Origin of the sequence: Streptomyces sp. NPDC048560, assembly GCF_040650955.1 — a bacterium.
Taxonomy (GTDB): Bacteria; Actinomycetota; Actinomycetes; order Streptomycetales; family Streptomycetaceae; genus Streptomyces.
Genome location: NZ_JBEZIJ010000001.1, coordinates 1,124,489 through 1,148,658 on the forward strand (window position 1 = coordinate 1,124,489; position 24,170 = coordinate 1,148,658).

Genomic DNA, 24,170 nt, shown 5'->3' on the forward strand with positions numbered 1-24,170 from the left:
TCAGACCGCCCTCATCAGCAGGGTCGCGGCGATGACGACCGCCGTACCGCCGAACATCGAGACCGCGTAGGTGCGGGCGTAGCCGTTCTGCAGCTTGCGCAGCCGGCCCGAGAGCCCGCCGACCGAAGCGGCCGTGCCGTTGACGACGCCGTCGACCAGACTGTGGTCGACGTAGACCAGCGAGCGGGTGAGGTGCTCCCCGCCCCGGACCAGGACCACGTGGTTGAAGTCGTCCTGGAGGAGATCGCGGCGGGCGGCCCGGGTGAGCAGCGAACCCCGCGGGGCGACGACCGGGACCGGCCTGCGCCCGTACATCGCCCAGGCGATGGCGACACCGATGACGAGCACCACCATGGTGGCGCCGGTGACGGTGGCCGCGCTGACGGGCGGGTGGCCGTGCTCGTACTGCGTGACGGGCTCCAGCCAGAGCAGGAAGCGGTCGCCGATCGAGAAGAACCCGCCCGCGAACACCGACCCGACGGCCAGTACGACCATCGGGACGGTCATCGACTTCGGGGACTCGTGCGGGTGCGGCTCGTGGCCTTCGGCGTCGGGCTGCCAGCGCTTCTCGCCGAAGAAGGTCATCAGCATCACGCGCGTCATGTAGAACGCGGTGATGCCCGCGCCCAGCAGGGCGACCGAGCCGAGGATCCATCCCTCGGTGCCGCCCTTCGCGAAGGCGGCCTCGATGATCTTGTCCTTGGAGAAGAAGCCGGAGAGGCCCGGGAAGCCGATGATCGCGAGGTAGCCGAGACCGAAGGTGACGAAGGTGACCGGCATGTACTTCCGCAGGCCGCCGTACTTCCGCATGTCGACCTCGTCGTTCATGCCGTGCATGACCGAACCGGCGCCGAGGAAGAGCCCTGCCTTGAAGAAGCCGTGCGTCACCAGGTGCATGATCGCGAAGACGTAGCCGATGGGGCCGAGGCCCGCGGCGAGGATCATGTAGCCGATCTGCGACATCGTCGACCCGGCGAGGGCCTTCTTGATGTCGTCCTTGGCGCAACCGACGATCGCACCGAAGAGCAGCGTGACCGCACCGACGACGACCACGGCCAGCTGGGCGTCGGGAGCGGCGTTGAAGATCGCGCCGGACCTGACGATCAGGTAGACGCCCGCGGTGACCATGGTGGCGGCGTGGATGAGGGCCGAGACCGGGGTCGGGCCCTCCATCGCGTCACCGAGCCACGACTGCAGCGGCACCTGGGCCGACTTACCGCAGGCCGCGAGGAGGAGCATCAGGCCGATCGCCGTCAGCGTGCCCTCACCGGTCTCGCCGGTCGCCGAGAGCACCGGACCGAAGGCGAACGTGCCGAAGGTGGTGAACATCAGCATGATCGCGATCGACAGGCCCATGTCGCCGACGCGGTTGACCAGGAACGCCTTCTTGGCGGCGGTCGCCGCACTGGGCTTGTGCTGCCAGAAGCCGATGAGCAGGTACGACGCCAGACCGACGCCCTCCCACCCGACGTACAGCAGCAGGTAGTTGTCGGCGACGACCAGCAGGAGCATCGCCGCGAGGAAGAGGTTCAGATAGCCGAAGAAGCGGCGACGGCGCTCGTCGTGCTCCATGTAGCCGATCGAGTAGATGTGGATCAGGGTGCCCACACCGGTGATCAGCAGGACGAACGTCATCGACAGCTGGTCGAGCTGGAAGGCGATGTCCGCCTGGAAGCCCTCGACCGGAATCCAGCTGTACAGGTACTGCCGCATCGTCCGTGCCTCGGTCTCGTACCCCAGCATGGCGCTGAACAGCACGACTCCGACGGCGAACGAGGACGCGGCGAGCAGGGTGCCGATCCAGTGGCCGGCCCGGTCGAGCCGACGGCCGCCGCAGAGCAGCACCGCCGCTCCGAGCAGGGGCGCCGCGACCAGCAGCGCAATCAGGTTCTCCACGTTTCCGACCCCTTACAGCTTCATCAGGCTGGCGTCGTCGACCGAGGCCGAGTGGCGGGAGCGGAACAGCGACACGATGATCGCGAGCCCGACCACGACCTCCGCGGCGGCCACGACCATCGTGAAGAAGGCGATGATCTGGCCGTCGAGGTTGCCGTGCATCCGGGAGAACGTGACGAGCGCCAGGTTGCAGGCGTTGAGCATCAGCTCCACGCACATGAACACCACGATCGCGTTCCGCCTGATCAGCACCCCGGAGGCGCCGATCGTGAACAAAAGGGCCGCGAGGTAGAGATAGTTGACCGGGTTCACTTGGCGACCTCCTCTTCGTCGTTGTCACGGCCCAGCCGCGCCCCCGAGCGCTGTTCCAGCGCCTTGAGGTCGGCCAGTGCCTCGTTCGACACGTCACGCATCTGGCCGCGCTTGCGCAGCGTCTGCATGACCGTGAGCTCGGACGGGGTGCCGTCCGGGAGCAGACCCGCGATGTCGACCGCGTTGTGCCGGGCGTAGACACCCGGCGCGGGCAGCGGCGGCAGGTGGTTACTGCGCACCCGGTCCTCGGACATCTCCCGCTGGGTCTTGGCCCGTTCGGTGCGCTCGCGGTGCGTGAGCACCATCGCGCCGACGGTTGCCGTGATCAGCAGGGCGCCGGTGATCTCGAAGGCGAAGACGTACTTGGTGAAGATGAGGTTCGCGAGCCCCTCGACGTTCCCGCCGTGCGCGGCGTTGGCGGCGCCGAGCCCGTTGAAGTTGTTCAGCGAGGCGTTGCCGATGCCGGCGCAGAGCAGGATGCCGAAGCCGAGCCCGCAGCCGACGGCCAGCCAGCGCTGGCCCTTGAGCGTCTCCTTCAGCGAGTCCGCCGCCGTGACACCGACGAGCATGACCACGAAGAGGAACAGCATCATGATCGCGCCGGTGTAGACGACGATCTGGACGACGCCGAGGAAGTACGCCCCGTTGGCGAGGTAGAAGACCGCAAGGATGATCATGGTCCCGGCGAGCGACAGCGCGCTGTGCACGGCCTTCTTCATCAGGACGGTGGAGAGTGCGCCGATCACGGCGACCGTGCCGAGGATCCAGAACTGGACGGCCTCGCCGGTCGAGGTGGCGGCCGCAGCGGCGAGGCCGGTCATGCGTCCACCTCCCGGTCATCGGCGGCCTTCTCGTCCTCGCCCTTGGAGACCGCCTGCTGGCGCTCCGTGCCGGGCGCGGCCCCGGTCACCAGGCCCCGGTAGTAGTCCTGTTCGTCCATGCCGGGGAAGATCGCGTGCGGGCTGTCGACCATGCCTTCCTCAAGCCCGGCCAGCAGCTCGTCCTTGGTGTAGATCAGGCTGGCGCGGGTGGTGTTGGCGAGCTCGAACTCGTTCGTCATCGTCAGCGCCCTGGTGGGGCACGCCTCGATGCACAGCCCGCAGAGGATGCAGCGCGCGTAGTTGATCTGGTAGACGCGGCCGTAGCGCTCACCCGGGGAGTAGCGCTCCTCGTCGGTGTTGTCCGCGCCCTCGACGTAGATCGCGTCGGCCGGACAGGCCCAGGCGCACAGCTCGCAGCCGATGCACTTCTCCAGGCCGTCCGGATGACGGTTCAGCTGGTGCCGGCCGTGGAAGCGCGGCGCCGTCACCTTCTGCGTCTCCGGATACTGCTCCGTCAGCCGCTTCTTGAACATGGCCTTGAAGGTCACGCCGAAGCCGGCCACAGGATTCTGGAACTTCTCCCCTGAGGGTTCTGATGACTCAGACACCGTCAGCCTCCTTTCCGTCACTCGGGCTCTCGTCACTGTGAGTATCCGGTCCGCCACTGACAACGAGCTCGCGCTCACGTCGCGGTCTGCGCCGCGGCACCGGCGGCAGCGTCTGTCCGGGCAGGGGCGGTACCGGGAATCCGCCCGCCATCGGGTCGAACTCCGGCTCCGGTCCGGCCGCCGCGTCCGCCTCCTTGCCCTTGCGGTCGCGGAAGATGTCGACGACGAAGGAGATCAGCAGGATCGCGATCACGGCTCCGGCGACGTACAGGACGATCTTCGAGAAGTCGTATCCCTCGTTGCGCAGCGCGCGGACGGTGGCGACCATCATCAGCCAGACCACCGAGACCGGGATCAGGACCTTCCAGCCGAGCTTCATCAGCTGGTCGTAGCGCACACGCGGCAGCGTGCCGCGCAGCCAGATGAAGAAGAACAGCAGCAGCTGGACCTTGATGACGAACCAGAGCATCGGCCACCAGCCGTGGTTCGCGCCCTCCCAGAAGGTGCTGACCGGGTACGGAGCCCGCCAGCCGCCCAGGAACAGGGTCACGGAGACCGCCGAGACGGTGACCATGTTGACGTACTCGGCGAGCATGAACATCGCGAACTTGATAGACGAGTACTCGGTGTTGAAGCCGCCGACGAGGTCGCCCTCGGACTCCGGCATGTCGAACGGGGCCCGGTTCGTCTCACCGACCATCGTGACGATGTAGATGATGAAGGAGACCGGCAGCAGGATGATGAACCAGCGGTCCTCCTGCGCCTCCACGATCTTCGAGGTCGACATCGACCCGGAGTAGAGGAACACTGAGGCGAACGCGGCGCCCATCGCGATCTCGTAGCTGATCATCTGGGCGCAGGAGCGCAGGCCGCCCAGCAGCGGGTACGTCGATCCGGAGGACCAGCCCGCCAGCACGATGCCGTAGATACCGACCGAGGCGACCGCGAGGACGTACAGCATCGCGATCGGCAGGTCGGTCAACTGCATCGCCGTCCGCTGCCCGAAGATCGACACCTCGTTGCCCGCGGGACCGAACGGGATCACCGCGATCGCCATGAACGCCGGGATGGCGGCGATGATCGGCGCCAGGACGTAGACGACCTTGTCCGCCCGCTTGACGATGAGGTCTTCCTTCAGCATCAGCTTGATGCCGTCGGCGAGGGACTGGAGCATCCCCCAGGGGCCGTGCCGGTTGGGTCCGATGCGCAGCTGCATCCAGGCGACGACCTTGCGCTCCCACACGATGGAGAAGAGCACGGTCACCATCAGGAACGCGAAGCAGAAGACCGCCTTGATGACGACGAGCCACCACGGGTCGGTGCCGAACATCGAGAGATCCTCGGCGGCGAGCACCGACGTCCGCGGTGCCGCGGCGAGTTGAGCGAGGCCAGTCACGCTCGCACCTCCGGTGAGTCTGCGGGGGCTCCGGCGGCGGGGCCGATCCGGACGAGCCCGCCGGGCTGGACACCCGTGTCGGCGGGGACGCCCTTCCCGGCGGAGTTCAGCGGCACCCAGACCACCCGGTCCGGCATGACGGTGACGGCGAGCGGGAAGGTCACGGTGCCGGCGGGGCCGGTGACGGCCAGCAGGTCGCCGTCCTTCACCCCGGTCTCCGCGGCGGTGACCGCGGACAGCCGGGCGACGGCCGCGTGCCGCGTACCGGCCAGCGCCTCGTCACCCTCCTGGAGCCGGCCCAGGTCGAGCAGCATCCGGTGGCCCGCGAGGACCGCCTCGCCGTCCCCGGGCCTGGGCAGCGGCCGGCCCACGTCACGCGGATCGTCCGCGTGTCCGCCCTGCCGCCCGCCGAGCCGGTCCAGCTCGCGCCGCGCCGCCCTCAGGTCCGGCAGCGCCAGGTGTACGTCGAGTGCGTCGGCCAGCATGTGCAGCACCCGGGTGTCGCTCGGGGCGAGCGACCGCGTCATCTGGTCGGGCTTCAGCGCCGCCTCGAACATGCGGGCCCTGCCCTCCCAGTTGAGGAAGGTGCCGGGCTTCTCGGCGACCGCCGCGACGGGGAAGACCACATCGGCCCGCCGGGTGACCTCGCTGGGCCGGAGCTCCAGCGAGACCAGGAACCCGACCTGGTCGAGGGCCTCCAGCGCGCGGGCCGGGTCCGGCAGGTCCACGGTCTCCACACCGGCGACGAGCAGCGCCCCCAGTTCGCCGGTGGCCGCGGCCTCGACGATCTGGCCGGTGTCGCGGCCGTAGCGGGAGGGGAGTTCGGTGACGCCCCAGACGGACGCCACCTCCTCCCTGGCCCGCGGGTCCGTCGCCGGGCGTCCGCCGGGCAGCAGCGAAGGCAGTGCGCCCGCCTCCACCGCGCCCCGCTCGCCGGCCCGCCGCGGAATCCACACGAGCGTGGCGCCGGTGGCGGCGGCCGTCCGGACGACGGCGCTCAGCGCTCCGGGCACTCCGGCCAGCCGCTCGCCGACCACGATCACCGAGCCGGAGCCGCGCAGCGCCTGGGCCGCTACGGCTCCGTCGCCGTCGAGGCCGACACCGCCCGCGAGCGCGTCGAGCCACTCGGTCTCGGTTCCGGGGGCGGCGGGAAGCAGCGTGCCGCCCGCCTTCGTGAGACCGCGCGTGGCGTGCGTGGCGAGGGCGAAGGTCCGCTGGCCGTGCTTCCGGGCGGCCTTGCGCAGCCGCAGGAAGACGCCGGGCGCCTCCTCCTCGGACTCGAAGCCGACGAGGAGAACGGCCGGGGCCTTCTCCAGTGAGGTGTACGTGACCCCACTGCCGTCCAGGTCACGGCCGCGCCCGGCCACGCGGGCGGCCAGGAAGTCGGCCTCCTCGCTGCTGTGGACGCGGGCCCGGAAGTCGATGTCGTTGGTGTCCAGGGCGATCCGCGCGAACTTGCTGTACGCGTACACGTCCTCGACGGTCAGCCGGCCGCCGGTCAGGACGCCGGTACGGCCTCGGGCGGCGGCCAGCCCGCGGGCCGCCGTCTCCAGGGCCTCGGGCCAGCTCGCCGGTTCCAGGACGCCGTCCGCGTTGCGCACGAGCGGCGTGGTGAGCCGGTCGCGCTGCTGGGCGTACCTGAACCCGAAGCGGCCCTTGTCGCAGAGCCACTCCTCGTTGACCTCGGGATCGTTGGACGCCTGGCGCCGCATGACCTTGCCGCGCCGGTGGTCGGTGCGGGTGGCGCAGCCTCCCGCGCAGTGCTCGCACACCGAGGGCGACGACACCAGGTCGAAGGGCCTGGCGCGGAATCGGTACGCCGCCGAGGTCAGCGCGCCGACCGGGCAGATCTGGATCGTGTTGCCGGAGAAGTACGACTCGAAGGGGTCGCCCTGTCCCGTACCGACCTGCTGGAGCGCGCCTCGCTCGATCAGCTCGATCATCGGGTCGCCGGCCACCTGGTTGGAGAACCGGGTGCAGCGCGCGCAGAGCACGCACCGCTCGCGGTCCAGCAGCACCTGGGGGGAGATCGGGACGGGCTTCTCGAACGTCCTCTTCCTGCCTTCGAACCGGGAGTCGGTGTCGCCGTGCGACATCGCCTGGTTCTGCAGGGGACACTCGCCGCCCTTGTCGCAGACGGGGCAGTCCAGCGGGTGGTTGATGAGCAGCAGCTCCATCACACCCTTCTGGGCCTTGTCCGCGACGGGCGAGGTGAGCTGCGACTTCACGACCATGCCGTCGGTGCACGTGATGGTGCAGGACGCCATCGGCTTGCGCTGGCCCTCGACCTCGACGATGCACTGGCGGCAGGCGCCGGCGGGGTCCAGGAGCGGGTGGTCGCAGAAGCGCGGGATCTCGATGCCGAGGAGTTCGGCGGCCCGGATGACCAGGGTGCCCTTGGGCACGCTGATGTCGATGCCGTCGATGGTCAGCGTGACAAGGTCCTCGGGCGGAACCGCCGCCTCGCCGCCCCCGGAGGGCGCACTCGTGGTGACTGTCATGCGTTCACCCCCCGGTGAGCGTTCTTGTCGTCGGCCCAGAGGGTCGACTTGGCGGGATCGAAGGGGCAGCCCTTGCCCGTGATGTGCTGCTCGTACTCCTCGCGGAAGTACTTCAGCGAGGAGAAGATCGGCGAGGCGGCGCCGTCGCCGAGGGCGCAGAAGGACTTGCCGTTGATGTTGTCGGCGATGTCGTTGAGCTTGTCGAGGTCCGACATCCGGCCCTTGCCCGCCTCGATGTCACGGAGCAGCTGGACGAGCCAGTAGGTGCCTTCGCGGCAGGGCGTGCACTTGCCGCAGGACTCGTGGGCGTAGAACTCGGTCCAGCGGGTGACGGCCCTGACCACACAGGTGGTCTCGTCGAAGCACTGGAGCGCCTTGGTGCCGAGCATGGAACCGGCGGCGCCGACGCCCTCGTAGTCGAGCGGGACGTCGAGGTGTTCCTCGGTGAACATCGGGGTGGACGAGCCGCCGGGGGTCCAGAACTTCAGACGGTGGCCGGCCCGCATACCGCCGCTCATGTCCAGGAGCTGGCGCAGGGTGATGCCGAGCGGGGCCTCGTACTGGCCGGGGCCCGTGACGTGCCCGCTGAGCGAGTACAGCGTGAAGCCCGGGGACTTCTCGCTGCCCATCGACTTGAACCAGTCCTTGCCCCGGTTCAGGATCGCGGGAACCGAGGCGATCGACTCGACGTTGTTCACCACGGTGGGGCAGGCGTACAGACCGGCGACCGCCGGGAAGGGCGGACGCAGCCGGGGCTGGCCGCGCCGTCCTTCGAGCGAGTCGAGCAGTGCGGTTTCCTCACCGCAGATGTACGCGCCGGCGCCCGCATGCACGGTGAGTTCCAGGTCGAGCCCGGATCCCAGGATGTTCTTGCCGAGGTATCCGGCCTCGTACGCCTCACGGACCGCCTCGTGCAGCCGCCGCAGTACGGGGACGACCTCGCCGCGCAGATAGATGAAGGCATGCGAGGAGCGGATCGCGTAGCAGGCGATCACCATGCCCTCGATGAGGCTGTGCGGGTTGGCGAAGAGGAGCGGGATGTCCTTGCAGGTCCCGGGCTCCGACTCGTCGGCGTTGACGACGAGGTAGTGCGGCTTGCCGTCGCCCTGCGGGATGAACTGCCACTTCATCCCGGTGGGGAAGCCGGCGCCGCCGCGTCCGCGCAGACCGGAGTCCTTGACGTACGCGATGAGGTCGTCGGGCGACATGGCGAGGGCCTTGCGCAGGCCCTCGTACCCGTCGTGACGCCGGTAGGTCTCCAGGGTCCAGGACTCCGGCTCGTCCCAGAACGCGGACAGGACCGGTGCCAGCAGCTTCTCGGGGCTGGTCCCGCTCTTGTCGATTTCGGCGGCCAACGTCATCACTCCCCCTCCTCGGCAACGGGACCGGACGGGTGTTCCGGGTCGGAGGCCGAAGTTTCCTGTGGTGCGTCGTGGGAGCTGAGGTGCTCGGCGCCCTTGTGCGGTTCGTCCCGGGGGATCTCGCCGCGCGGGCCGACGACACGCGCGTGCCCGGCCTCGCCCTTGGCGAGCTTCAGTCCGATCAGGGAGGCGGGGCCCGCACCGCCGGTGGCCTCGACGGCGCCGGGGCGCTCGTCGGGGAAGCCGGCCAGGATGCGGGCCGTCTCCTTGTAGGTGCACAGCGGAGCGCCACGGGTGGGCTCGACGGTCCGGCCCGCGATGATGTCGTCGACGAGCCGCGTGGCACTCTCGGGGGTCTGGTTGTCGAAGAACTCCCAGTTCACCATCACGACGGGAGCGAAGTCGCAGGCCGCGTTGCACTCGATGTGTTCGAGCGTGACCTTGCCGTCCTCGGTCGTCTCGTCGTTGCCGACGCCCAGGTGGTCCTTGAGCCGGTCGAAGATGGCGTCGCCGCCCATGACCGCGCACAGGGTGTTGGTGCAGACGCCGACCTGGTAGTCGCCGCTCGGCCGGCGCCGGTACATGGTGTAGAAGGTCGCGACCGCGTTGACCTCGGCGGTGGTGAGGTCGAGCAGCTCGGCGCAGAAGGCCATGCCCGTACGGGAGACGAACCCCTCCTCGGACTGCACGAGGTGGAGCAGCGGCAGCAGCGCGGAGCGGCTGCCGGGGTAGCGGGCGATCACCTCCTTCGCGTCCGCTTCGAGCCGGGCGCGCACCTCGGCCGGGTAGCCGGGGGCGGGGAGCTGCGGCATCCCCAGACTGACCTCTTGGTTGATTCCGGTCACCGGTCGACGCCTCCCATCACGGGGTCGATGGACGCGACGGCGACGATGACGTCGGCGACCTGGCCGCCCTCGCACATCGCCGCCATGGCCTGGAGGTTGGTGAAGGACGGGTCACGGAAGTGGACCCGGTAGGGCCGGGTGCCGCCGTCCGATACGACGTGCACGCCGAGTTCGCCCTTGGGCGACTCGATCGCGGTGTACGTCTGTCCGGCCGGGACCCGGAAGCCCTCGGTCACCAGCTTGAAGTGGTGGATCAGGGCCTCCATGGAGGTGCCCATGATCTTCTTGATGTGGTCGAGCGAGTTGCCGAGGCCGTCCGGGCCGAGCGCGAGCTGTGCGGGCCAGGCGATCTTCTTGTCGGCGACCATGACCGGTCCCGGGGCCAGCCGGTCCAGGCACTGCTCGATGATCCGCAGCGACTGGCGCATCTCTTCCAGCCGGATGAGGAAGCGGCCGTAGGAGTCGCAGGTGTCCGCGGTGGGCACGTCGAACTCGTAGTTCTCGTAGCCGCAGTACGGGTCGCTCTTGCGCAGGTCGTGCGGGAGCCCGGCGGAGCGCAGGACGGGGCCGGTGGCTCCGAGCGCAACGCAGCCGGTCAGGTCGAGATAGCCGACGTCCTGCATACGGGCCTTGAAGATGGGGTTGCCGGTGGCGAGCTTGTCGTACTCCGGCAGGTTCTTCTTCATGGTCTTGATGAACTCGCGCAGCTGGTCGACCGCGCCCGGGGGCAGGTCCTGGGCGAGTCCGCCGGGCCGGATGAACGCGTGGTTCATCCGGAGGCCGGTGATCAGCTCGAAGAGATCGAGAACGAGTTCACGATCGCGGAAGCCGTAGATCATGATCGTGGTGGCGCCCAGCTCCATACCGCCGGTGGCGATGCACACCAGGTGGGAGGAGATCCGGTTGAGCTCCATCAGCAGGACGCGCAGGACGGTGGCCCGGTCGGGGATCTGGTCCTCGATGCCGAGCAGCTTCTCGACGCCGAGGCAGTACGCGGCCTCGTTGAAGAACGGCGTCAGGTAGTCCATGCGCGTGACGAAGGTGGTGCCCTGCGTCCAGTTCCGGAATTCGAGGTTCTTCTCGATGCCGGTGTGGAGGTAGCCGATGCCGCAGCGGGCCTCGGTGACGGTCTCGCCGTCGATCTCCAGGATCAGCCTCAGCACGCCGTGCGTGGACGGGTGCTGGGGGCCCATGTTGACGATGATGCGCTCGTCGTCGGCCTTGAGCGCCGACTCGACGACCTCGTCCCAGTCGCCGCCGGTGACTGTGTATACGGTCCCCTCGGTCGTGGCGCGGGGGGTTGCGTGAGGAGTGGTCATCAGGAGTACGACCTCCGCTGGTCCGGAGCCGGGATCTGGGCGCCCTTGTACTCGACGGGGATGCCGCCGAGGGGGTAGTCCTTGCGCTGGGGGAAGCCCTGCCAGTCGTCCGGCATCATGATCCGCGTCAGGGCCGGATGCCCGTCGAAGACGAGACCGAAGAAGTCGTACGTCTCGCGCTCGTGCCAGTCGTTGGTCGGGTAGACCTCGACGAGGGACGGGACGTGCGGATCGCTGTCCGGGGCCGACACCTCCAGGCGGATCAGCCGGCCGTGGGTGAGCGAGCGCAGGTGGTAGACGGCGTGCAGTTCGCGGCCCACGTCCCCGAGGAAGTGGACGCCGCTGACTCCCGTACAGAGCTCGAAGCGCAGGGCCGGGTCGTCGCGCAGGGTCCTGGCGACCTGGACGAGGTGTTCCCGCGCGATGTGGAAGGTGAGCTCGCCCCGGTCGACGACGGTCTTCTCGATGGCGACGGCGGGAAGCAGGTCCTGTTCCTCCAGGGCCCCTTCGAGCTCGTCGGCCACCTCGTCGAACCAGCCGCCGTACGGGCGGGCCGTGGGCCCCGGCAGGGTCACGGTGCGGACGAGGCCGCCGTAGCCGGTGGTGTCGCCGCCGTTGTTGGCGCCGAACATCCCCTTGCGTACGCCGATGACCTCGCCGGAGTCGTCGCGCGGGGCGGGCACCTGACCGCTGTTGGTGTTCAGCTCGTCACTCATCGCAGCAGCCCCTTCATCTCGATGAGGGGGAGTGCCTTGAGGGCCGCCTCCTCCGCCTCGCGGGCGGCCTCCTCCGCGTTGACCCCGAGCTTGGTGCCCTGGATCTTCTGGTGGAGCTTGAGGATGGCGTCGATCAGCATCTCGGGACGCGGTGGGCATCCCGGCAAATAGATATCAACCGGCACAATATGATCAACGCCCTGCACAATGGCGTAGTTGTTGAACATTCCGCCCGATGATGCGCAAACCCCCATGGAGATGACCCACTTGGGGTTCGGCATCTGGTCGTAGACCTGCCGCAGGACAGGCGCCATCTTCTGGCTGACCCGTCCCGCGACGATCATCAGATCCGCCTGCCGCGGCGAACCGCGGAAGACCTCCATGCCGAAACGGGCCAGGTCGTATCGCCCGGCCCCGGTCGTCATCATCTCGATGGCGCAGCAGGCAAGGCCGAAAGTGGCGGGGAAGACGGAGGACTTCCGTACCCAGCCGGCGGCCTCTTCCACCGTCGTCAGCACGAAGCCGCTTGGCAGTTTCTCTTCGAGTCCCATGGTGCCCCTCAGCCCCTCAGTCCCATTCCAGGCCGCCGCGGCGCCACACATACGCGTAGGCGACGAAGACGGTGAGCACGAAGAGCAGCATCTCGACGAGCCCGAAGATCCCCAGGGCGTCGAAGGTGACCGCCCAGGGATAGAGGAAGACGATCTCGATGTCGAAGACGATGAACAGCATCGCCGTCAGGTAGTACTTGATAGGGAAGCGGCCGCCTCCGGCCGGAGTGGGGGTGGGTTCGATACCGCACTCGTACGCTTCGAGCTTTGCCCGGTTGTAGCGCTTGGGGCCGATAAGCGTGGCCATGACCACGGAAAAGATCGCAAACCCTGCCCCGAGGGCGCCGAGCACGAGGATGGGCGCGTAGGCATTCACGCTCCTCGCTCCTTCCAGTCGTCCTTGACCGTTGGACCGCATCGGGCGACCGGATCGCCACCTCACCAAGATCGTGCACATGTGAGGCAGTTCACAAGCCCGACTGCACCGCATCCTATGCCTGCCGTCCTGTGATCTGCGACACGGGGTACTACTACGTCTTTGTGATCTCCGCCACCCGGCGAAGGATCATGAAGCGGGATGAGCGGTGATCTTCATACGCGAAGCAGTCGACTGATCACGAGACGTGACATCTGATGCGGTTACCGCTGGTCAAAGGCATCCCGCGCTATCAAGCGAGGGGGTGCTCCAGCAAATTGGAAATGGACGACACGGGGTGATAAAGGATTCGGGCCCGCCCGCCCTCACCCGGAAGAGGGTCCGGCCGGGAGTGATGTGGACATGTGCATCCATTCACGAACTACCGGACGCGTGAGCGACGCACATCCGGATGCCTCGCGCGGCGTCGCGCGACCCGTCCGCCCACCCCCGGCCGCCCCCCGACCCACCCCCGCGACGGCACCCGTCTGACCACTCGTCAGGTCCCGGATCCCGGCCCGGCCCGCCCGCCCCTCGCCGGCCCGCGCGGTTGCCCCTCCCGGCCGACCCATGCTGTGACCTGCGTCACAGCACGTAGGCTCCAATTAAAGCGGGCTTGGCCATTGGTGTGAACGGATGGTAAGCGACGGGCAATTCGGGCGTATTGCAGAAAGCCGGTGATCACAGCCCGGATGAGCCATGCCCGGTTTGCCCGTTACGGCGTCAATAAAGGCCCCCAGGAAGCGGATTCACAGGTTCCGGACGTAACTGTGTCGCAACACACCTTTCTTGAAGGGACACCGGATGCCCTGATAGCGCTAGTTCTCATGTCCCACACCGCTCACATACCCAGCCACCGGAAACCCCGCCAGAGTGCTTCGAAGACGGCACTGCGAGCCGGAGTTGCCGGTGGCGTCCTCAGCACCATCGCGGTCGCCGGTGCCGCCGGTCCGGCTCAGGCCGAGCCTGTGACCCAGACCATCGAGATGCCCACGATCACCGCCGGGCTCTCCCCCGCCGTCGCGGCGTCCGCCGAGGCCACGCAGCAGGTCGCCCTCGACCTGGAGACGCAGGCCAACGAGGACGCGGCAGCGGAGACCGCCGCCAAGAAGGCCAAGAAGGCCAAGGCGGAGGCCGTACGCAAGGCCGAGGCCGAGAAGAAGGCGGAAGCCGCCGCCAAGGCGAGGGCCGAGGCCGCCGAAGAGGCAGCCGAGCGCGCCTCCCGCACGGCCGAGAGGACGACGCTCAGCGCCTCCTCGGGCTCCTCCGCCTCCTCCTCCGCGCCCTCCTCGTACTCCTCGTCGAGCGCCACGGGCTCCGCGGCGTCCATCGTGGCCTTCGCCAAGGCGCAGGTCGGCGACGCGTACGTGCCCGGTGGCACCGGCCCCAACTCGTGGGACTGCTCCGGGCTCGTCCAGGCCGCGTACGCCTCGGTGGGCATCGACCTGCCGCGCGTCTCGCAGAGCCAGTCGACCTTCGGCACCCAGGTCTCGCTCGACAGCCTCCAGCCCGGCGACATCCTGTACTGGGGCAGCGCGGGCAGCGCGTACCACGTCGCGATCTACGTGGGCGGCGGTCAGTTCGTCGGCGCGCAGAACTCCAGCACGGGCACCGTGCAGCGCTCCCTGGACTACGACATGCCGACCGGCGCGGTCCGCGTTCTCTGATTCACAAGCGCTCCCGCACGTCCGGGGCATGACGAAGGGCCGCCACTCCCGCCCGGGAGCGGCGGCCCTTCGTCGTGCCGGACGAACCGGCTGCCGTTTTCGGCCGCGGGAGGATCAGGCCACTGTCGGAAACCGGGCAGCGCGCGGTTGGCATGAGCAGGCAAACTGGGCGCATGGCCGACAGTGCTCTCTGGATCGCCTCGCTCACCGCGGGCACCGCAGTCCTCGCGAGCTGGGTGACCAGCCGCGGCACGGCCCAGGCCGCCAGGACCCAGGCGGACGCCGCCGCGAGCACACAGCGGTCCGTGCGCATACGGGAGACCCGCAGGACCGCGTACGTGAATCTCATCGAGCAGGCCCACCGGATGGCCGACCTGTACTGGCGGGTGTCGGACATCCACGAGTCCGGGACCCCGGGCAGCCGGGCTCAGGAGCTTCGGGAGGTCCGGCTGCGCCTGCGCGAGGAGTACAGCAAGCTGCGCCACGTCGTCTGGGTCGTGGCGCTCGAAGGTCCCGACCACGTCGCGGAGGCGGCGGAGCGGCTGCGGCTCGCGACGCAGCCGCCGTTCAGAGCGCTTGAGGCGTCGATAGCGGGTGACGCGGACGCCGTCCGCGCGTTCGACGCCGGCTACGACCCCTTCTGGAAGTCGGTCCTGACGTTCGTCGCCACCGCGAAGACCGCGGTCCACGACATGTGACAGCCACCGCTCCGCAGGCCCGCTGGTCGTGTCCCCGGGCGGCAGCCCACGGACACGGCCCGCGGGCACGCCGCCGTCAGGAGTTCGGGGCCACCTTCGCCAGGCCGTTGATGATGCGGTCCATCGCGTCGCCGCCCGTGGGGTCGGTCAGGTTGGCGAGCATCTTCAGGGTGAACTTCATCAGGACCGGGTGGGTCAGGCCGCGTTGCGTCGCGATCTTCATGACCCTCGGGTTGCCGATGAGCTTCACGAAGGCGCGGCCCATCGTGTAGTAACCGCCGTAGGTCTCCTTGAGGACCTTCGGGTAGTTGTTCAGGGCCAGTTCGCGCTGCGCCGGGGTCGCGCGGGCGTGGGCCTGGACGATGACGTCCGCCGCGATCTGCCCGGACTCCATGGCGTACGCGATGCCTTCGCCGTTGAACGGGTTGACCATGCCGCCCGCGTCACCGACGAGCAGCAGGCCCTTGGTGTAGTGCGGCTGGCGGTTGAACGCCATCGGGAGCGCGGCGCCCCGGATCGGCATCGTCATGTTCTCCGGGGTGTAGCCCCAGTCCTCCGGCATCGACGCGCACCACGCCTTGAGGACCTCGCGCCAGTCCAGCTCCTTGAAGGCGGAGGAGGAGTTGAGGATGCCGAGGCCGACGTTGGACGTGCCGTCGCCCATGCCGAAGATCCAGCCGTAACCGGGCAGCAGCCGTTCCTCGGCGCCACGGCGGTCCCACAGCTCCAGCCAGGACTCCAGGTAGTCGTCGTCGTGGCGGGGCGAGGTGAAGTACGTACGGACCGCGACGCCCATCGGGCGGTCCTCACGCCGGTGGAGGCCCATCGCGAGGGACAGCCGGGTGGAGTTGCCGTCGGCGGCGACGACGAGCGGGGCGTGGAAGGTGACCTCGGTCTTCTCCTCGCCGAGCTTCGCGTTCACGCCCGTGATGCGGCCGGTGCGCTCGTCGAGGACCGGGGCGCCGACGTTGCAGCGCTCGTACAGCCGCGCGCCCGCCTTCTGCGCCTGCCGGGCCAGCTGCTCGTCGAAGTCGTCACGCTTGCGGACCAGTCCGTAGTCCGGGTACGAGGCGAGCTCCGGCCAGTCCAGCTGGAGACGGACGCCACCGCCGATGATGCGCAGGCCCTTGTTGCGGAGCCAGCCGGCCTCTTCGGAGATGTCGATGCCCATGGAGACGAGCTGCTTGGTGGCGCGGGGGGTGAGGCCGTCACCGCAGACCTTCTCGCGCGGGAAGGCCGTCTTCTCCAGGAGGAGTACGTCCAGCCCGGCCTTGGCCAGGTAGTACGCGGTCGTGGAGCCGGCTGGGCCCGCCCCGACGACGATCACATCCGCGCTGTGTTCGGAGAGGGGCTCGGTCACGGTCGGATCTCCCGAGGACTCGGAATCGCGTGCCGAACGGCACAGGTCCCGTGCAGTCTATGGGGGCATGACCGTCAACTTCCCGAAGGGCTCCCCGATGCCGATCGCGCCTGGTCCGACCCCCGCCGTACGCCTGCGTGTCCCGACCGACGAGGACGCCCTCGCCTGGCACCGGGTGTTCGCCGGCCCCGAGGTGATGGAGTTCCTCGGCGGCCGGCCGGCGGAACTCTCCGTGTACGAGGAGCTGACCGCACGCCAGCGCCGCCACGACGCGGAGCTCGGCCACTGTCTGTGGACCGTGCTGGACGAACGGGACGAGGTGCTCGGCTTCACCGGCGCGCAGCCGTGGCCGCACACCGCCTACGGGCCGGTGGGCGAGACGGAGATCGGCTGGCGGCTGGGGCGGGCGGCCTGGGGGCGCGGTTACGCGACGGCCGCCGCCCGCACGGCGCTGGAGAGGGTGCGGGCGGCCGGGGTGTCGGACGTCGTCGCGATGATCGACTCGCGCAACACGCGCTCGCTCGCGGTCGCCCGGCGACTCGGTATGCGGCAGGCCGAGACCTTCACGACCCCGGTTCCGGGGCAGAAGGCGTACTACTGCTTCCGGCTGGAGCTGTGAGGATCCGGCGCCACACACCTGACGGACCGTGGGTCAGCGGCGTACGCCGCGGTGCAGCGCCACCACTCCACCGGTGAGGTTGCGCCAGGCGACGTCGGACCAGCCGGCCTTCTGGAGGAGGCCGGAGAGGCCCGCCTGGTCGGGCCAGGCGCGGATCGACTCGGCGAGGTAGACGTACGCGTCGGGGTTGGAGGACACCGCGCGGGCGACCGGCGGCAGGGCGCGCATCAGGTACTCGGTGTAGACCGTGCGGAAAGGCGCCCATGTCGGCTGGGAGAACTCGCAGATCACCACGCGTCCGCCGGGCTTCGTCACCCGGTACAGCTCGCGGAGCGCCTGCTCGGTCGCCTGGACGTTGCGCAGCCCGAAGGAGATCGTCACCGCGTCGAAGCTCTCGTCACGGAACGGCAGCTTCGTCGCGTCGCCCGCGGTGAAGGGCAGCCAGGAGTGGCGCTTCTTGCCCTCGCGGAGCATGCCGATCGAGAAGTCGCACGGCACGACGTAGGCGCCGGTCGCGGCGAACGGCAGCGAGGACGTCGCCGTGCCCGCGGCGAGGTCGAGGATCTTCTCGGCAGGCCGGGCGTGCACCGCCTTCGCGACCTCCTTGCGCCACAGCCGGGCCTGGCCGAGCGAGAGCACGTCGTTGGTGAGGTCGTACTTGGCCGCCACGTCGTCGAACATCGAGGCGACTTCGTGCGGCTGCTTGTCCAGGGAGGCTCGGGTCACCCGTCCATTCAAGCAGCCCGGCACCTCCCGTACCGCAGCGGCGTATGAGGGCTTCAACCTTTTGGGTCCGTCCGCACTCGGTACAGGGGTGAGACCACCGGACAGAGGAAAGGGGGAGCGGATGTCCGTCGATGTCGGCTTCGAGGATTTCGCCCGGGCGAACCAGCGCCGTCTGTACCGGACGGCGTATCTGCTCTGCGGTGACGTGGAGGGGGCCCGCGATCTGACCCAGACGACGCTGGCGAAGCTCTTCCAGCACTGGCCGCGGGTGAGCGCCGCCGACCACCCCGAGGCGTACGCGCGGACCGTGCTCACCCGTACGTACCTCGCGGAGCGCAGGCGCCGCCTGCGGGACTTCCTGGCCCACACCCCGGTGAGCACGCCACCCGTCGCCGCCGCTCCCGAACTGACGGTGACGCTGCTGGCCGCGCTCGCCGGGCTCCCGCCCCGGGCGCGGGCGATGGTCGTCCTGCGGTACTGGGAGGACCTGAGCGTCGAGTCGGTGGCCGGGCTGCTGCGGTGCAGCGAGTCCACGGTCAAGAGCCAGTGCTCGCGGTCGCTCGCGCGGCTGCGGGAGCAGTTGGGCACGTCCCACGCCTACACCACCGAGAGCTGAGGAGTACGTGATGAAGGACGACGTCGCGATGGTCAAGGACGCGATGGACCGCACGGCCAGGGAGCTCGGCCCGCTGCCCGACCTGGTGCCTGGCGCCGTCTCGCAGGGACGGCGGCGCCGGGCGCGGCGGCGGCTGGCGGCCGCCGCCGGGGCCTTCGGAGTGGCGACGGTGGCGGCCCTGGGGGCGGTGGCGCTGCCGGGCGGGGACGGCGGGGCGCGGAGCGCGGGTGCCGGATCGGGCGGAACGGTCACGTCGCCGCCGGCGGTCGCGGCCACGCCGGAGCCGTACCGCACGCCCGTGCATGTGGCGCCGACGTCGGGCGAGACGCCGGAGGGAAGCCTCGAAGGGCTGTCGCCCACGGAGCGGACACGGTTCGAGGACTTCCAGCAGCGGGCCGCCGTCGCGCTGGACAGGGCCCTGCCGGAAGCCGTCGGCACGATCCTGCCGCTCGACTCCACGATCCTCGGCTACCGGGGCGAGCAGGGCGGCAAGGTGTTCCACGTCCACTTCTCGGTGCGCCCGGACGACGGGGAGCCCGCCGGGGAGTGCTTCGACGAACCGGGGAAGAAGCTGACGTGCGTGAGGGCGGAGCTGCCCGGTGGCATCGAGGCGAAGGTCCTGGTCAGCGGCTCCGGTTCACCGGAGACGACGGCCACCTCGATCACGTTCACCTACGGGGGCAGCGACGTGCGGCTGGAGGTCGCACCGGACGAAGCGGCCGGGGCGTCCGCCCCGGTGACCGCGGAGCAGTTGGCCGACGGCGTGCGGGAGAGCGGGCTGCTGGACGTGGTGAGGTACGCCGACGAGCACCCGCTGCTGGAGAAGCAGGTCAGCGTCCGGGGTGGCTGAGCGGAGCGGGCCACGGCCGGGGCCACGCGGCCCCGTGACGCCCGGCCGTACGCGGAGAGCAGCCGGCTGCCTGAACGGACCGTCGGTGCCGCAGCGCTGCGCCTCACCGCCGCCGGTGCACCAGCCGCCCTGCCAGCACGGTCGCCACGCACGCGCCGTCGTCGTCGATCACGGCCAGATCGGCCCGGCCGTCCACCGCCAGCACCGGCCGGTGACCGGCGGCCACCCGTACGAGGCCACTGCGGTCGACCGCGGCTCGTACGGCCGGATCCGTCAGGTCGTCCACGACCGCGGTGACGCCCTCCGCCAGCAGTGCGTGAATGCCCCGCCGTACGGACTCCCCCCGGTGGTCGGGCCGTTCGGGCAGATACGCGTCCGGGTGGAAGGTGTCCTCCAGCAGTGCCCGCACCCCGTCCCGCACGCGCCCGGGGACGATTTCGCCGGGCCAGCGCCGCACCCGGGCCCCCGGATGGGCGGCGGACAGGTCCTCGAACGCGCCGACGGCCGCGACCAGCCGCCCCTCGACGAGGACGGCGGGGCCGGTCGCGGCCGTGTGGAGCGTCAGCACCGTGGACCTAGTTGGCGCTGAGGAGCTTGAGCTCCGGGTGGGCCGTGCCGCCCGCGATGGCGGTGGACGAGATGTGGGAGACGACGCGCTCGTCGACCGGGTCGTTCGCCGGGTCGTCGTGCACGACGAGGTGCTCGTACGTCGTGGCGCGCTGCGCGGGGACCCGGTCCGCCTTGCGGATCAGGTCGATGATCTCCATGCGGTTGGAGCGGTGCCTGGCACCGGCGGAGGAGACGACGTTCTCCTCCAGCATGATCGAGCCGAGGTCGTCCGCCCCGTAGTGCAGGGAGAGCTGGCCGACCTCCTTGCCGGTGGTCAGCCAGGAGCCCTGGATGTGGGCGACGTTGTCGAGGAAGAGCCGGGCGATGGCGATCATCCGCAGGTACTCGAAGAGCGTGGCCTGCGTGCGGCCCTTCAGCTTGTTGTTCTCCGGCTGGTACGTGTACGGGATGAAGGCGCGGAAGCCGCCCGTACGGTCCTGCACGTCACGGATCATGCTCAGGTGCTCGATGCGCTCGGCGTTGGTCTCGCCGGTGCCCATCAGCATGGTGGAGGTCGACTCGACCCCGAGGCCGTGTGCGATCTCCATGATCTCCAGCCACCGCTCGCCGGACTCCTTGAGCGGGGCGATGGCGGTGCGCGGCCGTGCGGGCAGCAGTTCGGCGCCCGCGCCCGCGAAGGAGTCGAGGCCGGCGGCGTGGATCCGCTTGATGGCCTCCTCCGCCGAGACGTCGGAGATGCGGGCCATGTGCTCGATCTCGGAGGCACCGAGGGAGTGGATGACCAGCTGCGGGTACGCCTTCTTGATCGCGGAGAAGTGCGTCTCGTAGTACTCCACACCGAAGTCCGGGTGGTGACCGCCCTGGAACATGATCTGGGTGCCGCCCAGCTCGACGGTCTCCGCGCAGCGGCGCAGGATGTCGTCGAGGTCGCGGGTCCAGCCCTTGTCCGTGTCCTTCGGCGCCGCGTAGAACGCGCAGAACTTGCACGCGGTGACACACACGTTGGTGTAGTTGATGTTGCGCTCGATGATGTACGTGGCGATGTGCTCCGTACCCGCGTAACGGCGGCGGCGTACGGCGTCGGCCGCAGCTCCCAGCGCGTGCAGCGGTGCCGACCGGTAGAGGTCGAGCGCCTCCTCCGGGGAGATCCGCCCACCCTCGGCGGCGCGGTCGAGGACGGTCTGAAGGTCGGCCTTCTCGGTCACCGGGCTGTCACCTTTCGGTGGTTTTACAACGAATCCACGGACCGATCCAGCCTACGCCAGCCCTTGTCGGGCTCAGTCGCCGGACCGGGTGAGCGTGCCGTGCGGCTTTCCGGCGCCCTCCTCGTACGACTGGTAGGCGAGGGTGCCCTCCGGCGTCAGGGTGAAGGTGAGGTCGGCGGCGTCGCCCGTGCACAGGCCCGTACTGCTCGCCTTGTCCGGGTCGAGGCGCTCGCGGATCTTCACCACCCGCTCGGTGGCGGAGGAGAGTTCGCCGATGCTGTGGCAGGTGACGGTGGTGCCCAGCACCGTGAGCGACACGTTCATCCGGGCGACGTCCGATCCCTTGCGGCCCGGGGTGAACACGGCGGTCAGTGTGCCGTGCGGGGCGCCGCTCCGTTCGGTCACCGGGCCCTTCCAGGTGCCGGCGAACGCCTTCGGGAGCGAGCCCGCCTGACCGCCCGTCGCCCCCGGCGTCGGCCTCCCCGACGCGGTGGCCGACGGCGGGGTCGCCGCGCCCTCGTTCTTCCGCGCGTCGTCGCTGTCGGGGAAGAGTCCGGACAGCACCCCGCTGCCCACGGTCACGGCGGCGAGCGCGCCCGCCACGGCCAGCGCGACCGTGCAGCTCACACGTCGGCCACGACGGACACCGGGCGGCGAGTCGGCGTTCACGGTGACGGAGAACCGGGAGTCGGGGGTGCGCGGCCCTGGCACAGCGCCGCCCTGATCACCTTGCGCGCCCTGGCCACCGGCGACGGCCGGACCGACGGAACCGCCCGTCGAAGGCGGCCCGGTGGGCCGGGGCGGAGCCGAGGCGATGGGCGGCCCGAACACACCCAGCACCGGATTGCCCAGCGACGCGTTGCTGAACGGCACGGGACCCGACTGCCCCGGCTCGTCCTGCGGCGGCTCCAGATCCAGCAGGGCCACGGCCGCCCGGCTGACCTCGCGCACGAGGGAGTTCGGCAGCCACCCCGAGGCCACCATCGCGGCGGCGCCGCCCGGCGCGAGCCGCCGGGCCAGGTCCGCCGGGTCGGGCCGGGCCGCGGGGTCCTTGGCCAGGCACCCGGCCACCACCTCCCGCAGCTCCCCCTCCAGATCACCCAGTTCCGGTTCCTCGTGCACCACCTTGTAGAGCAGTACGGCGGAGGAGTCACCGGGGAAGGGGGCGCTGCCCGTCGCCGCGTACGCGAGGACCGCGCCGAGCGAGAACACGTCGGCCGCGCCCGAGATGTCCAGCCCGCGGATCTGCTCCGGCGCCATGTAGCCGGGCGAGCCCACCGAGACGCCGGTGGAGGTGAGCGAGACGGTGGCGCCGAGTGCGCGGGCGATACCGAAGTCGATCAGCCGGGGGCCGTCGAGGGCGAGCAGCACGTTGGACGGCTTCACGTCCCGGTGGATGAGGTCCTCGGCATGGACGGCGGCCAGCGCCTCAGCGAGACCGGCGCCCAGGGTCCGTACCGCGTACTCGGGCAGGGGCCCGTACGTGGTCACGGCCTGCGAGAGCGGAGGGCCGGCGACGTATCCCGTGGCCACCCACGGCACGGGGGCGTCCGGGTCGGCGTCCAGGACGGGGGCCGTCCACTGGGCACCGACCCGCCGGGCGGACTCGACCTCACGCCGGAAGCGGGCACGGAACTGCTCGTCGAGTGCGAAGTGCGGATGGACGACCTTGACGGCGACGGTACGTCCGCCCACGCTGCGCCCCAGGTACACCCGGCCCATCCCGCCCGCACCGAGCCTGCCGAGGAGCCGGTAGGCGCCGATGGTGTGCGGTTCGCCGGCTTCCAGCGGCTGCATATGGACTCCCCCTGTGGACCGTCCCGACCTGCGACCCGAAGCCTAGGCGCATGGGTCACCCGGTCACAGGGAAACGTTCTACCGATTTCACCCCTATAGGGAACGAACGGCGGTTTTCGCCACCTCGAAAGGCGTGAATGTGTCGTTGATCCTGTCCTTACCGGGGCGGGAGCGGGACCGCCGCCGGATGCCGTCCCCTATTCGGCCTCCCGGTCCACCTGGCGGACGCGTATCCCTTTCGCTCCATTCACCGGAACGGAATGCTCCGGCCCGCCCCGGGCGGTAAGGCGATAAACATCCGGGGAGGTCCGGGATTCCCGCATTCGGGCCCGGCCCTTTCCCGTACCGCCGCGCCCCGCAGGGGCCGCACCATCAGCCGCCGAGCAGCTCGACCTTCACGTCGGCGGGGAAGCCCGTCGTCGCTCCGGTGCGCCTGGCGAACTCCCGCACACCCTTCAGCTGGTCCGGGCCGAAGCGGAAGTCGAGCGTCGTGAAGTACCGCTCCAGGAGCTCGGCGTCGAAGGACTCCCAGCGGGCCGCCTGCTCCGCGACCTTGGTGACCTCCTCCAGGGAGACGTCCCGCGAGGCGAGGAACGCCTCGTGGACCTTGGTCACGTACTCGGGATGCGCGGCCAGGTAGTCCTTGCGGGCCGCCCAGACGGCGAAGACGAACGGCAGCCCGGTCCACTCCTTCCACATCTCCCCGAGGTCGTGGACCTGGAGGCCGAGGCGGGGGGCGTCGTGCAGGTTGGCGCGGAGCGCCGCGTCACCGATGAGGACGGCGGCGTCCGCCTCCTGCATCATCAGGCCGAGGTCGGGCGGGCAGGTGTAGTAGTCGGGCTCGACCCCGTACCGCTCGGAGAGCAGCAGCTGCGCCAGGCGTACGGAGGTGCGCGAGGTCGAACCGAGCGCCACCCGGGCCCGGTCGAGCTGCTCCAGCGGCACCTGGGAGACGATCACGCACGACATGACGGGGCCGTCACAGCCGACCGCGATGTCGGGGAAGGCGACCAGGTCGTCGGCGTTGCGCAGGAACTCGACCAGCGTGACGGGGCCGATGTCGAGGTCGCCCCTGATCAGCTGCTCGCTGAGTCTCTCCGGGGTGTCCTTCGAGAGCTCCAGGTCGAGCAGGGTCCCTGTCCGTGCGAGTCCCCAGTAGAGCGGGAGGCAGTTGAGGAACTGGATGTGGCCGACGCGCGGCCGGCTGCGACGGTCGTCGCCTTCGACGGGAGAGACGGTTGAATTGTCCACATCGTGAGGCTAGACCTGTGCGCCCGGACCGGCACCGGCGGGGCGTCCGGGGCGCGTCCCGGGCCGGTCA

At 69.9% G+C, this 24,170-nt stretch carries 23 protein-coding genes; 5 read left to right on the forward strand and 18 right to left on the reverse strand.

All coding sequences use genetic code 11. The features are described from left to right. From nuoL to AB0C82_RS05100, 12 genes are read right to left on the reverse strand one after another with little or no spacing between them, the layout of a single operon-like run. Positions 1-1,896: an NADH-quinone oxidoreductase subunit L gene (gene nuoL / locus AB0C82_RS05045; RefSeq protein WP_362836325.1), complete on the reverse strand. Its 1,896-nt coding sequence runs from the start codon at positions 1,894-1,896 to the stop codon at positions 1-3. A 12-nt stretch (positions 1,897-1,908) separates the two neighbouring features. Continuing rightward, positions 1,909-2,208, reverse strand: a complete 300-nt coding sequence (gene nuoK / locus AB0C82_RS05050) for an NADH-quinone oxidoreductase subunit NuoK (protein WP_185299156.1) — start codon at positions 2,206-2,208, stop codon at positions 1,909-1,911. Further along, complete coding sequence (locus AB0C82_RS05055) at positions 2,205-3,029, reverse strand: NADH-quinone oxidoreductase subunit J (RefSeq protein WP_362836327.1); 825 nt, start codon at positions 3,027-3,029, stop codon at positions 2,205-2,207. The genes nuoK and AB0C82_RS05055 overlap by 4 nt, the downstream gene beginning before the upstream one ends. Beyond that, entirely contained in the window at positions 3,026-3,637 is a 612-nt protein-coding gene (nuoI, locus tag AB0C82_RS05060; protein WP_362836329.1) for an NADH-quinone oxidoreductase subunit NuoI, read from the reverse strand. Before nuoI ends, AB0C82_RS05055 begins: the two co-directional genes overlap by 4 nt. Beyond that, the gene (gene nuoH, locus AB0C82_RS05065) at positions 3,630-5,033 is read right to left on the reverse strand and encodes an NADH-quinone oxidoreductase subunit NuoH (RefSeq protein ID WP_362836331.1); all 1,404 of its coding nucleotides are present in this window, start codon (positions 5,031-5,033) and stop codon (positions 3,630-3,632) included. Before nuoH ends, nuoI begins: the two co-directional genes overlap by 8 nt. Further along, positions 5,030-7,534, reverse strand: a complete 2,505-nt coding sequence (locus AB0C82_RS05070) for an NADH-quinone oxidoreductase subunit G (protein WP_362836333.1) — start codon at positions 7,532-7,534, stop codon at positions 5,030-5,032. The genes nuoH and AB0C82_RS05070 overlap by 4 nt, the downstream gene beginning before the upstream one ends. Then, positions 7,531-8,895, reverse strand: a complete 1,365-nt coding sequence (nuoF, locus tag AB0C82_RS05075; RefSeq protein ID WP_362836335.1) for an NADH-quinone oxidoreductase subunit NuoF — start codon at positions 8,893-8,895, stop codon at positions 7,531-7,533. Before nuoF ends, AB0C82_RS05070 begins: the two co-directional genes overlap by 4 nt. After that, positions 8,895-9,707, reverse strand: a complete 813-nt coding sequence (gene nuoE, locus AB0C82_RS05080) for an NADH-quinone oxidoreductase subunit NuoE (protein WP_362837061.1) — start codon at positions 9,705-9,707, stop codon at positions 8,895-8,897. The genes nuoF and nuoE overlap by 1 nt, the downstream gene beginning before the upstream one ends. Positions 9,708-9,736: 29 nt before the next feature. Then, positions 9,737-11,059 carry an NADH-quinone oxidoreductase subunit D gene (locus AB0C82_RS05085; RefSeq protein ID WP_362836337.1) on the reverse strand — a complete coding sequence of 441 codons (1,323 nt, stop codon included), beginning with the start codon at positions 11,057-11,059 and terminating at the stop codon, positions 9,737-9,739. Continuing rightward, complete coding sequence (locus tag AB0C82_RS05090) at positions 11,059-11,775, reverse strand: NADH-quinone oxidoreductase subunit C (protein ID WP_362836339.1); 717 nt, start codon at positions 11,773-11,775, stop codon at positions 11,059-11,061. Before AB0C82_RS05090 ends, AB0C82_RS05085 begins: the two co-directional genes overlap by 1 nt. Beyond that, positions 11,772-12,326, reverse strand: coding sequence for an NADH-quinone oxidoreductase subunit B (locus AB0C82_RS05095; protein WP_185299164.1), 555 nt, complete (start codon positions 12,324-12,326; stop codon positions 11,772-11,774). The genes AB0C82_RS05090 and AB0C82_RS05095 overlap by 4 nt, the downstream gene beginning before the upstream one ends. 16 nt (positions 12,327-12,342) lie before the next feature. Then, positions 12,343-12,702, reverse strand: a complete 360-nt coding sequence (locus AB0C82_RS05100) for an NADH-quinone oxidoreductase subunit A (RefSeq protein WP_003992243.1) — start codon at positions 12,700-12,702, stop codon at positions 12,343-12,345. Between the two features lie 866 nt (positions 12,703-13,568). Between AB0C82_RS05100 and AB0C82_RS05105 the strand changes: the two genes are divergently transcribed. Beyond that, positions 13,569-14,408: a C40 family peptidase gene (locus tag AB0C82_RS05105; RefSeq protein ID WP_362836341.1), complete on the forward strand. Its 840-nt coding sequence runs from the start codon at positions 13,569-13,571 to the stop codon at positions 14,406-14,408. 173 nt (positions 14,409-14,581) lie between these two features. Further along, positions 14,582-15,106, forward strand: coding sequence for a hypothetical protein (locus tag AB0C82_RS05110; protein WP_362836343.1), 525 nt, complete (start codon positions 14,582-14,584; stop codon positions 15,104-15,106). Positions 15,107-15,182: 76 nt separating this feature from the next. Here AB0C82_RS05110 and AB0C82_RS05115 read toward each other — a convergent pair whose 3' ends face one another. After that, a complete protein-coding gene (locus AB0C82_RS05115) occupies positions 15,183-16,466 on the reverse strand; it encodes a geranylgeranyl reductase family protein (protein WP_362836345.1) in 1,284 nt (427 codons plus the stop codon). Between the two features lie 97 nt (positions 16,467-16,563). Here AB0C82_RS05115 and AB0C82_RS05120 point away from each other — a divergent pair, with 97 nt between their 5' ends. Then, positions 16,564-17,085 carry a GNAT family N-acetyltransferase gene (locus AB0C82_RS05120; RefSeq protein WP_362837063.1) on the forward strand — a complete coding sequence of 174 codons (522 nt, stop codon included), beginning with the start codon at positions 16,564-16,566 and terminating at the stop codon, positions 17,083-17,085. Between the two features lie 33 nt (positions 17,086-17,118). On the opposite strand, the gene AB0C82_RS05125 is transcribed toward AB0C82_RS05120, so the two are convergent. Next, a complete protein-coding gene (locus tag AB0C82_RS05125) occupies positions 17,119-17,811 on the reverse strand; it encodes a demethylmenaquinone methyltransferase (RefSeq protein WP_362836347.1) in 693 nt (230 codons plus the stop codon). Between the two features lie 121 nt (positions 17,812-17,932). Between AB0C82_RS05125 and AB0C82_RS05130 the strand changes: the two genes are divergently transcribed. After that, the gene (locus AB0C82_RS05130) at positions 17,933-18,427 is read left to right on the forward strand and encodes a SigE family RNA polymerase sigma factor (RefSeq protein WP_362836349.1); all 495 of its coding nucleotides are present in this window, start codon (positions 17,933-17,935) and stop codon (positions 18,425-18,427) included. Positions 18,428-18,437: 10 nt separating this feature from the next. After that, positions 18,438-19,277, forward strand: coding sequence for a hypothetical protein (locus AB0C82_RS05135; RefSeq protein ID WP_362836351.1), 840 nt, complete (start codon positions 18,438-18,440; stop codon positions 19,275-19,277). A 103-nt stretch (positions 19,278-19,380) separates the two neighbouring features. On the opposite strand, the gene AB0C82_RS05140 is transcribed toward AB0C82_RS05135, so the two are convergent. The 4 genes from AB0C82_RS05140 to AB0C82_RS05155 all read right to left on the reverse strand — a co-directional run bounded on the left by AB0C82_RS05140 (position 19,381) and on the right by AB0C82_RS05155 (position 24,100). Continuing rightward, positions 19,381-19,845, reverse strand: a complete 465-nt coding sequence (locus AB0C82_RS05140) for a hypothetical protein (protein ID WP_362836353.1) — start codon at positions 19,843-19,845, stop codon at positions 19,381-19,383. A 7-nt stretch (positions 19,846-19,852) separates the two neighbouring features. Further along, complete coding sequence (gene mqnC / locus AB0C82_RS05145; RefSeq protein ID WP_362836355.1) at positions 19,853-21,052, reverse strand: cyclic dehypoxanthinyl futalosine synthase; 1,200 nt, start codon at positions 21,050-21,052, stop codon at positions 19,853-19,855. Between the two features lie 72 nt (positions 21,053-21,124). After that, positions 21,125-22,849 carry a serine/threonine-protein kinase gene (locus tag AB0C82_RS05150; protein WP_362836357.1) on the reverse strand — a complete coding sequence of 575 codons (1,725 nt, stop codon included), beginning with the start codon at positions 22,847-22,849 and terminating at the stop codon, positions 21,125-21,127. A gap of 372 nt (positions 22,850-23,221) precedes the next feature. Beyond that, complete coding sequence (locus AB0C82_RS05155; RefSeq protein ID WP_362836358.1) at positions 23,222-24,100, reverse strand: menaquinone biosynthesis protein; 879 nt, start codon at positions 24,098-24,100, stop codon at positions 23,222-23,224. Between the last annotated feature and the right edge of the window lie 70 nt (positions 24,101-24,170).

Excerpts from the sequence above, each read along its gene's own strand:
- AB0C82_RS05090 (WP_362836339.1), bottom strand. The coding sequence starts at position 11,775 with ATGAGTGACGAGCTGAACACCAACAGCGGTCAGGTGCCCGCCCCGCGC.
- AB0C82_RS05120 (WP_362837063.1), top strand. The coding sequence starts at position 16,564 with ATGCCGATCGCGCCTGGTCCGACCCCCGCCGTACGCCTGCGTGTCCCG.
- AB0C82_RS05150 (WP_362836357.1), bottom strand. The coding sequence starts at position 22,849 with ATGCAGCCGCTGGAAGCCGGCGAACCGCACACCATCGGCGCCTACCGG.
- nuoE (WP_362837061.1), bottom strand. The coding sequence starts at position 9,707 with ATGCCGCAGCTCCCCGCCCCCGGCTACCCGGCCGAGGTGCGCGCCCGG.
- AB0C82_RS05095 (WP_185299164.1), bottom strand. The coding sequence starts at position 12,326 with ATGGGACTCGAAGAGAAACTGCCAAGCGGCTTCGTGCTGACGACGGTG.
- AB0C82_RS05070 (WP_362836333.1), bottom strand. The coding sequence starts at position 7,534 with ATGACAGTCACCACGAGTGCGCCCTCCGGGGGCGGCGAGGCGGCGGTT.
- nuoF (WP_362836335.1), bottom strand. The coding sequence starts at position 8,895 with ATGACGTTGGCCGCCGAAATCGACAAGAGCGGGACCAGCCCCGAGAAG.
- AB0C82_RS05105 (WP_362836341.1), top strand. The coding sequence starts at position 13,569 with ATGTCCCACACCGCTCACATACCCAGCCACCGGAAACCCCGCCAGAGT.
- AB0C82_RS05130 (WP_362836349.1), top strand. The coding sequence starts at position 17,933 with ATGTCCGTCGATGTCGGCTTCGAGGATTTCGCCCGGGCGAACCAGCGC.
- AB0C82_RS05135 (WP_362836351.1), top strand. The coding sequence starts at position 18,438 with ATGAAGGACGACGTCGCGATGGTCAAGGACGCGATGGACCGCACGGCC.
- AB0C82_RS05110 (WP_362836343.1), top strand. The coding sequence starts at position 14,582 with ATGGCCGACAGTGCTCTCTGGATCGCCTCGCTCACCGCGGGCACCGCA.
- AB0C82_RS05055 (WP_362836327.1), bottom strand. The coding sequence starts at position 3,029 with ATGACCGGCCTCGCCGCTGCGGCCGCCACCTCGACCGGCGAGGCCGTC.
- AB0C82_RS05085 (WP_362836337.1), bottom strand. The coding sequence starts at position 11,059 with ATGACCACTCCTCACGCAACCCCCCGCGCCACGACCGAGGGGACCGTA.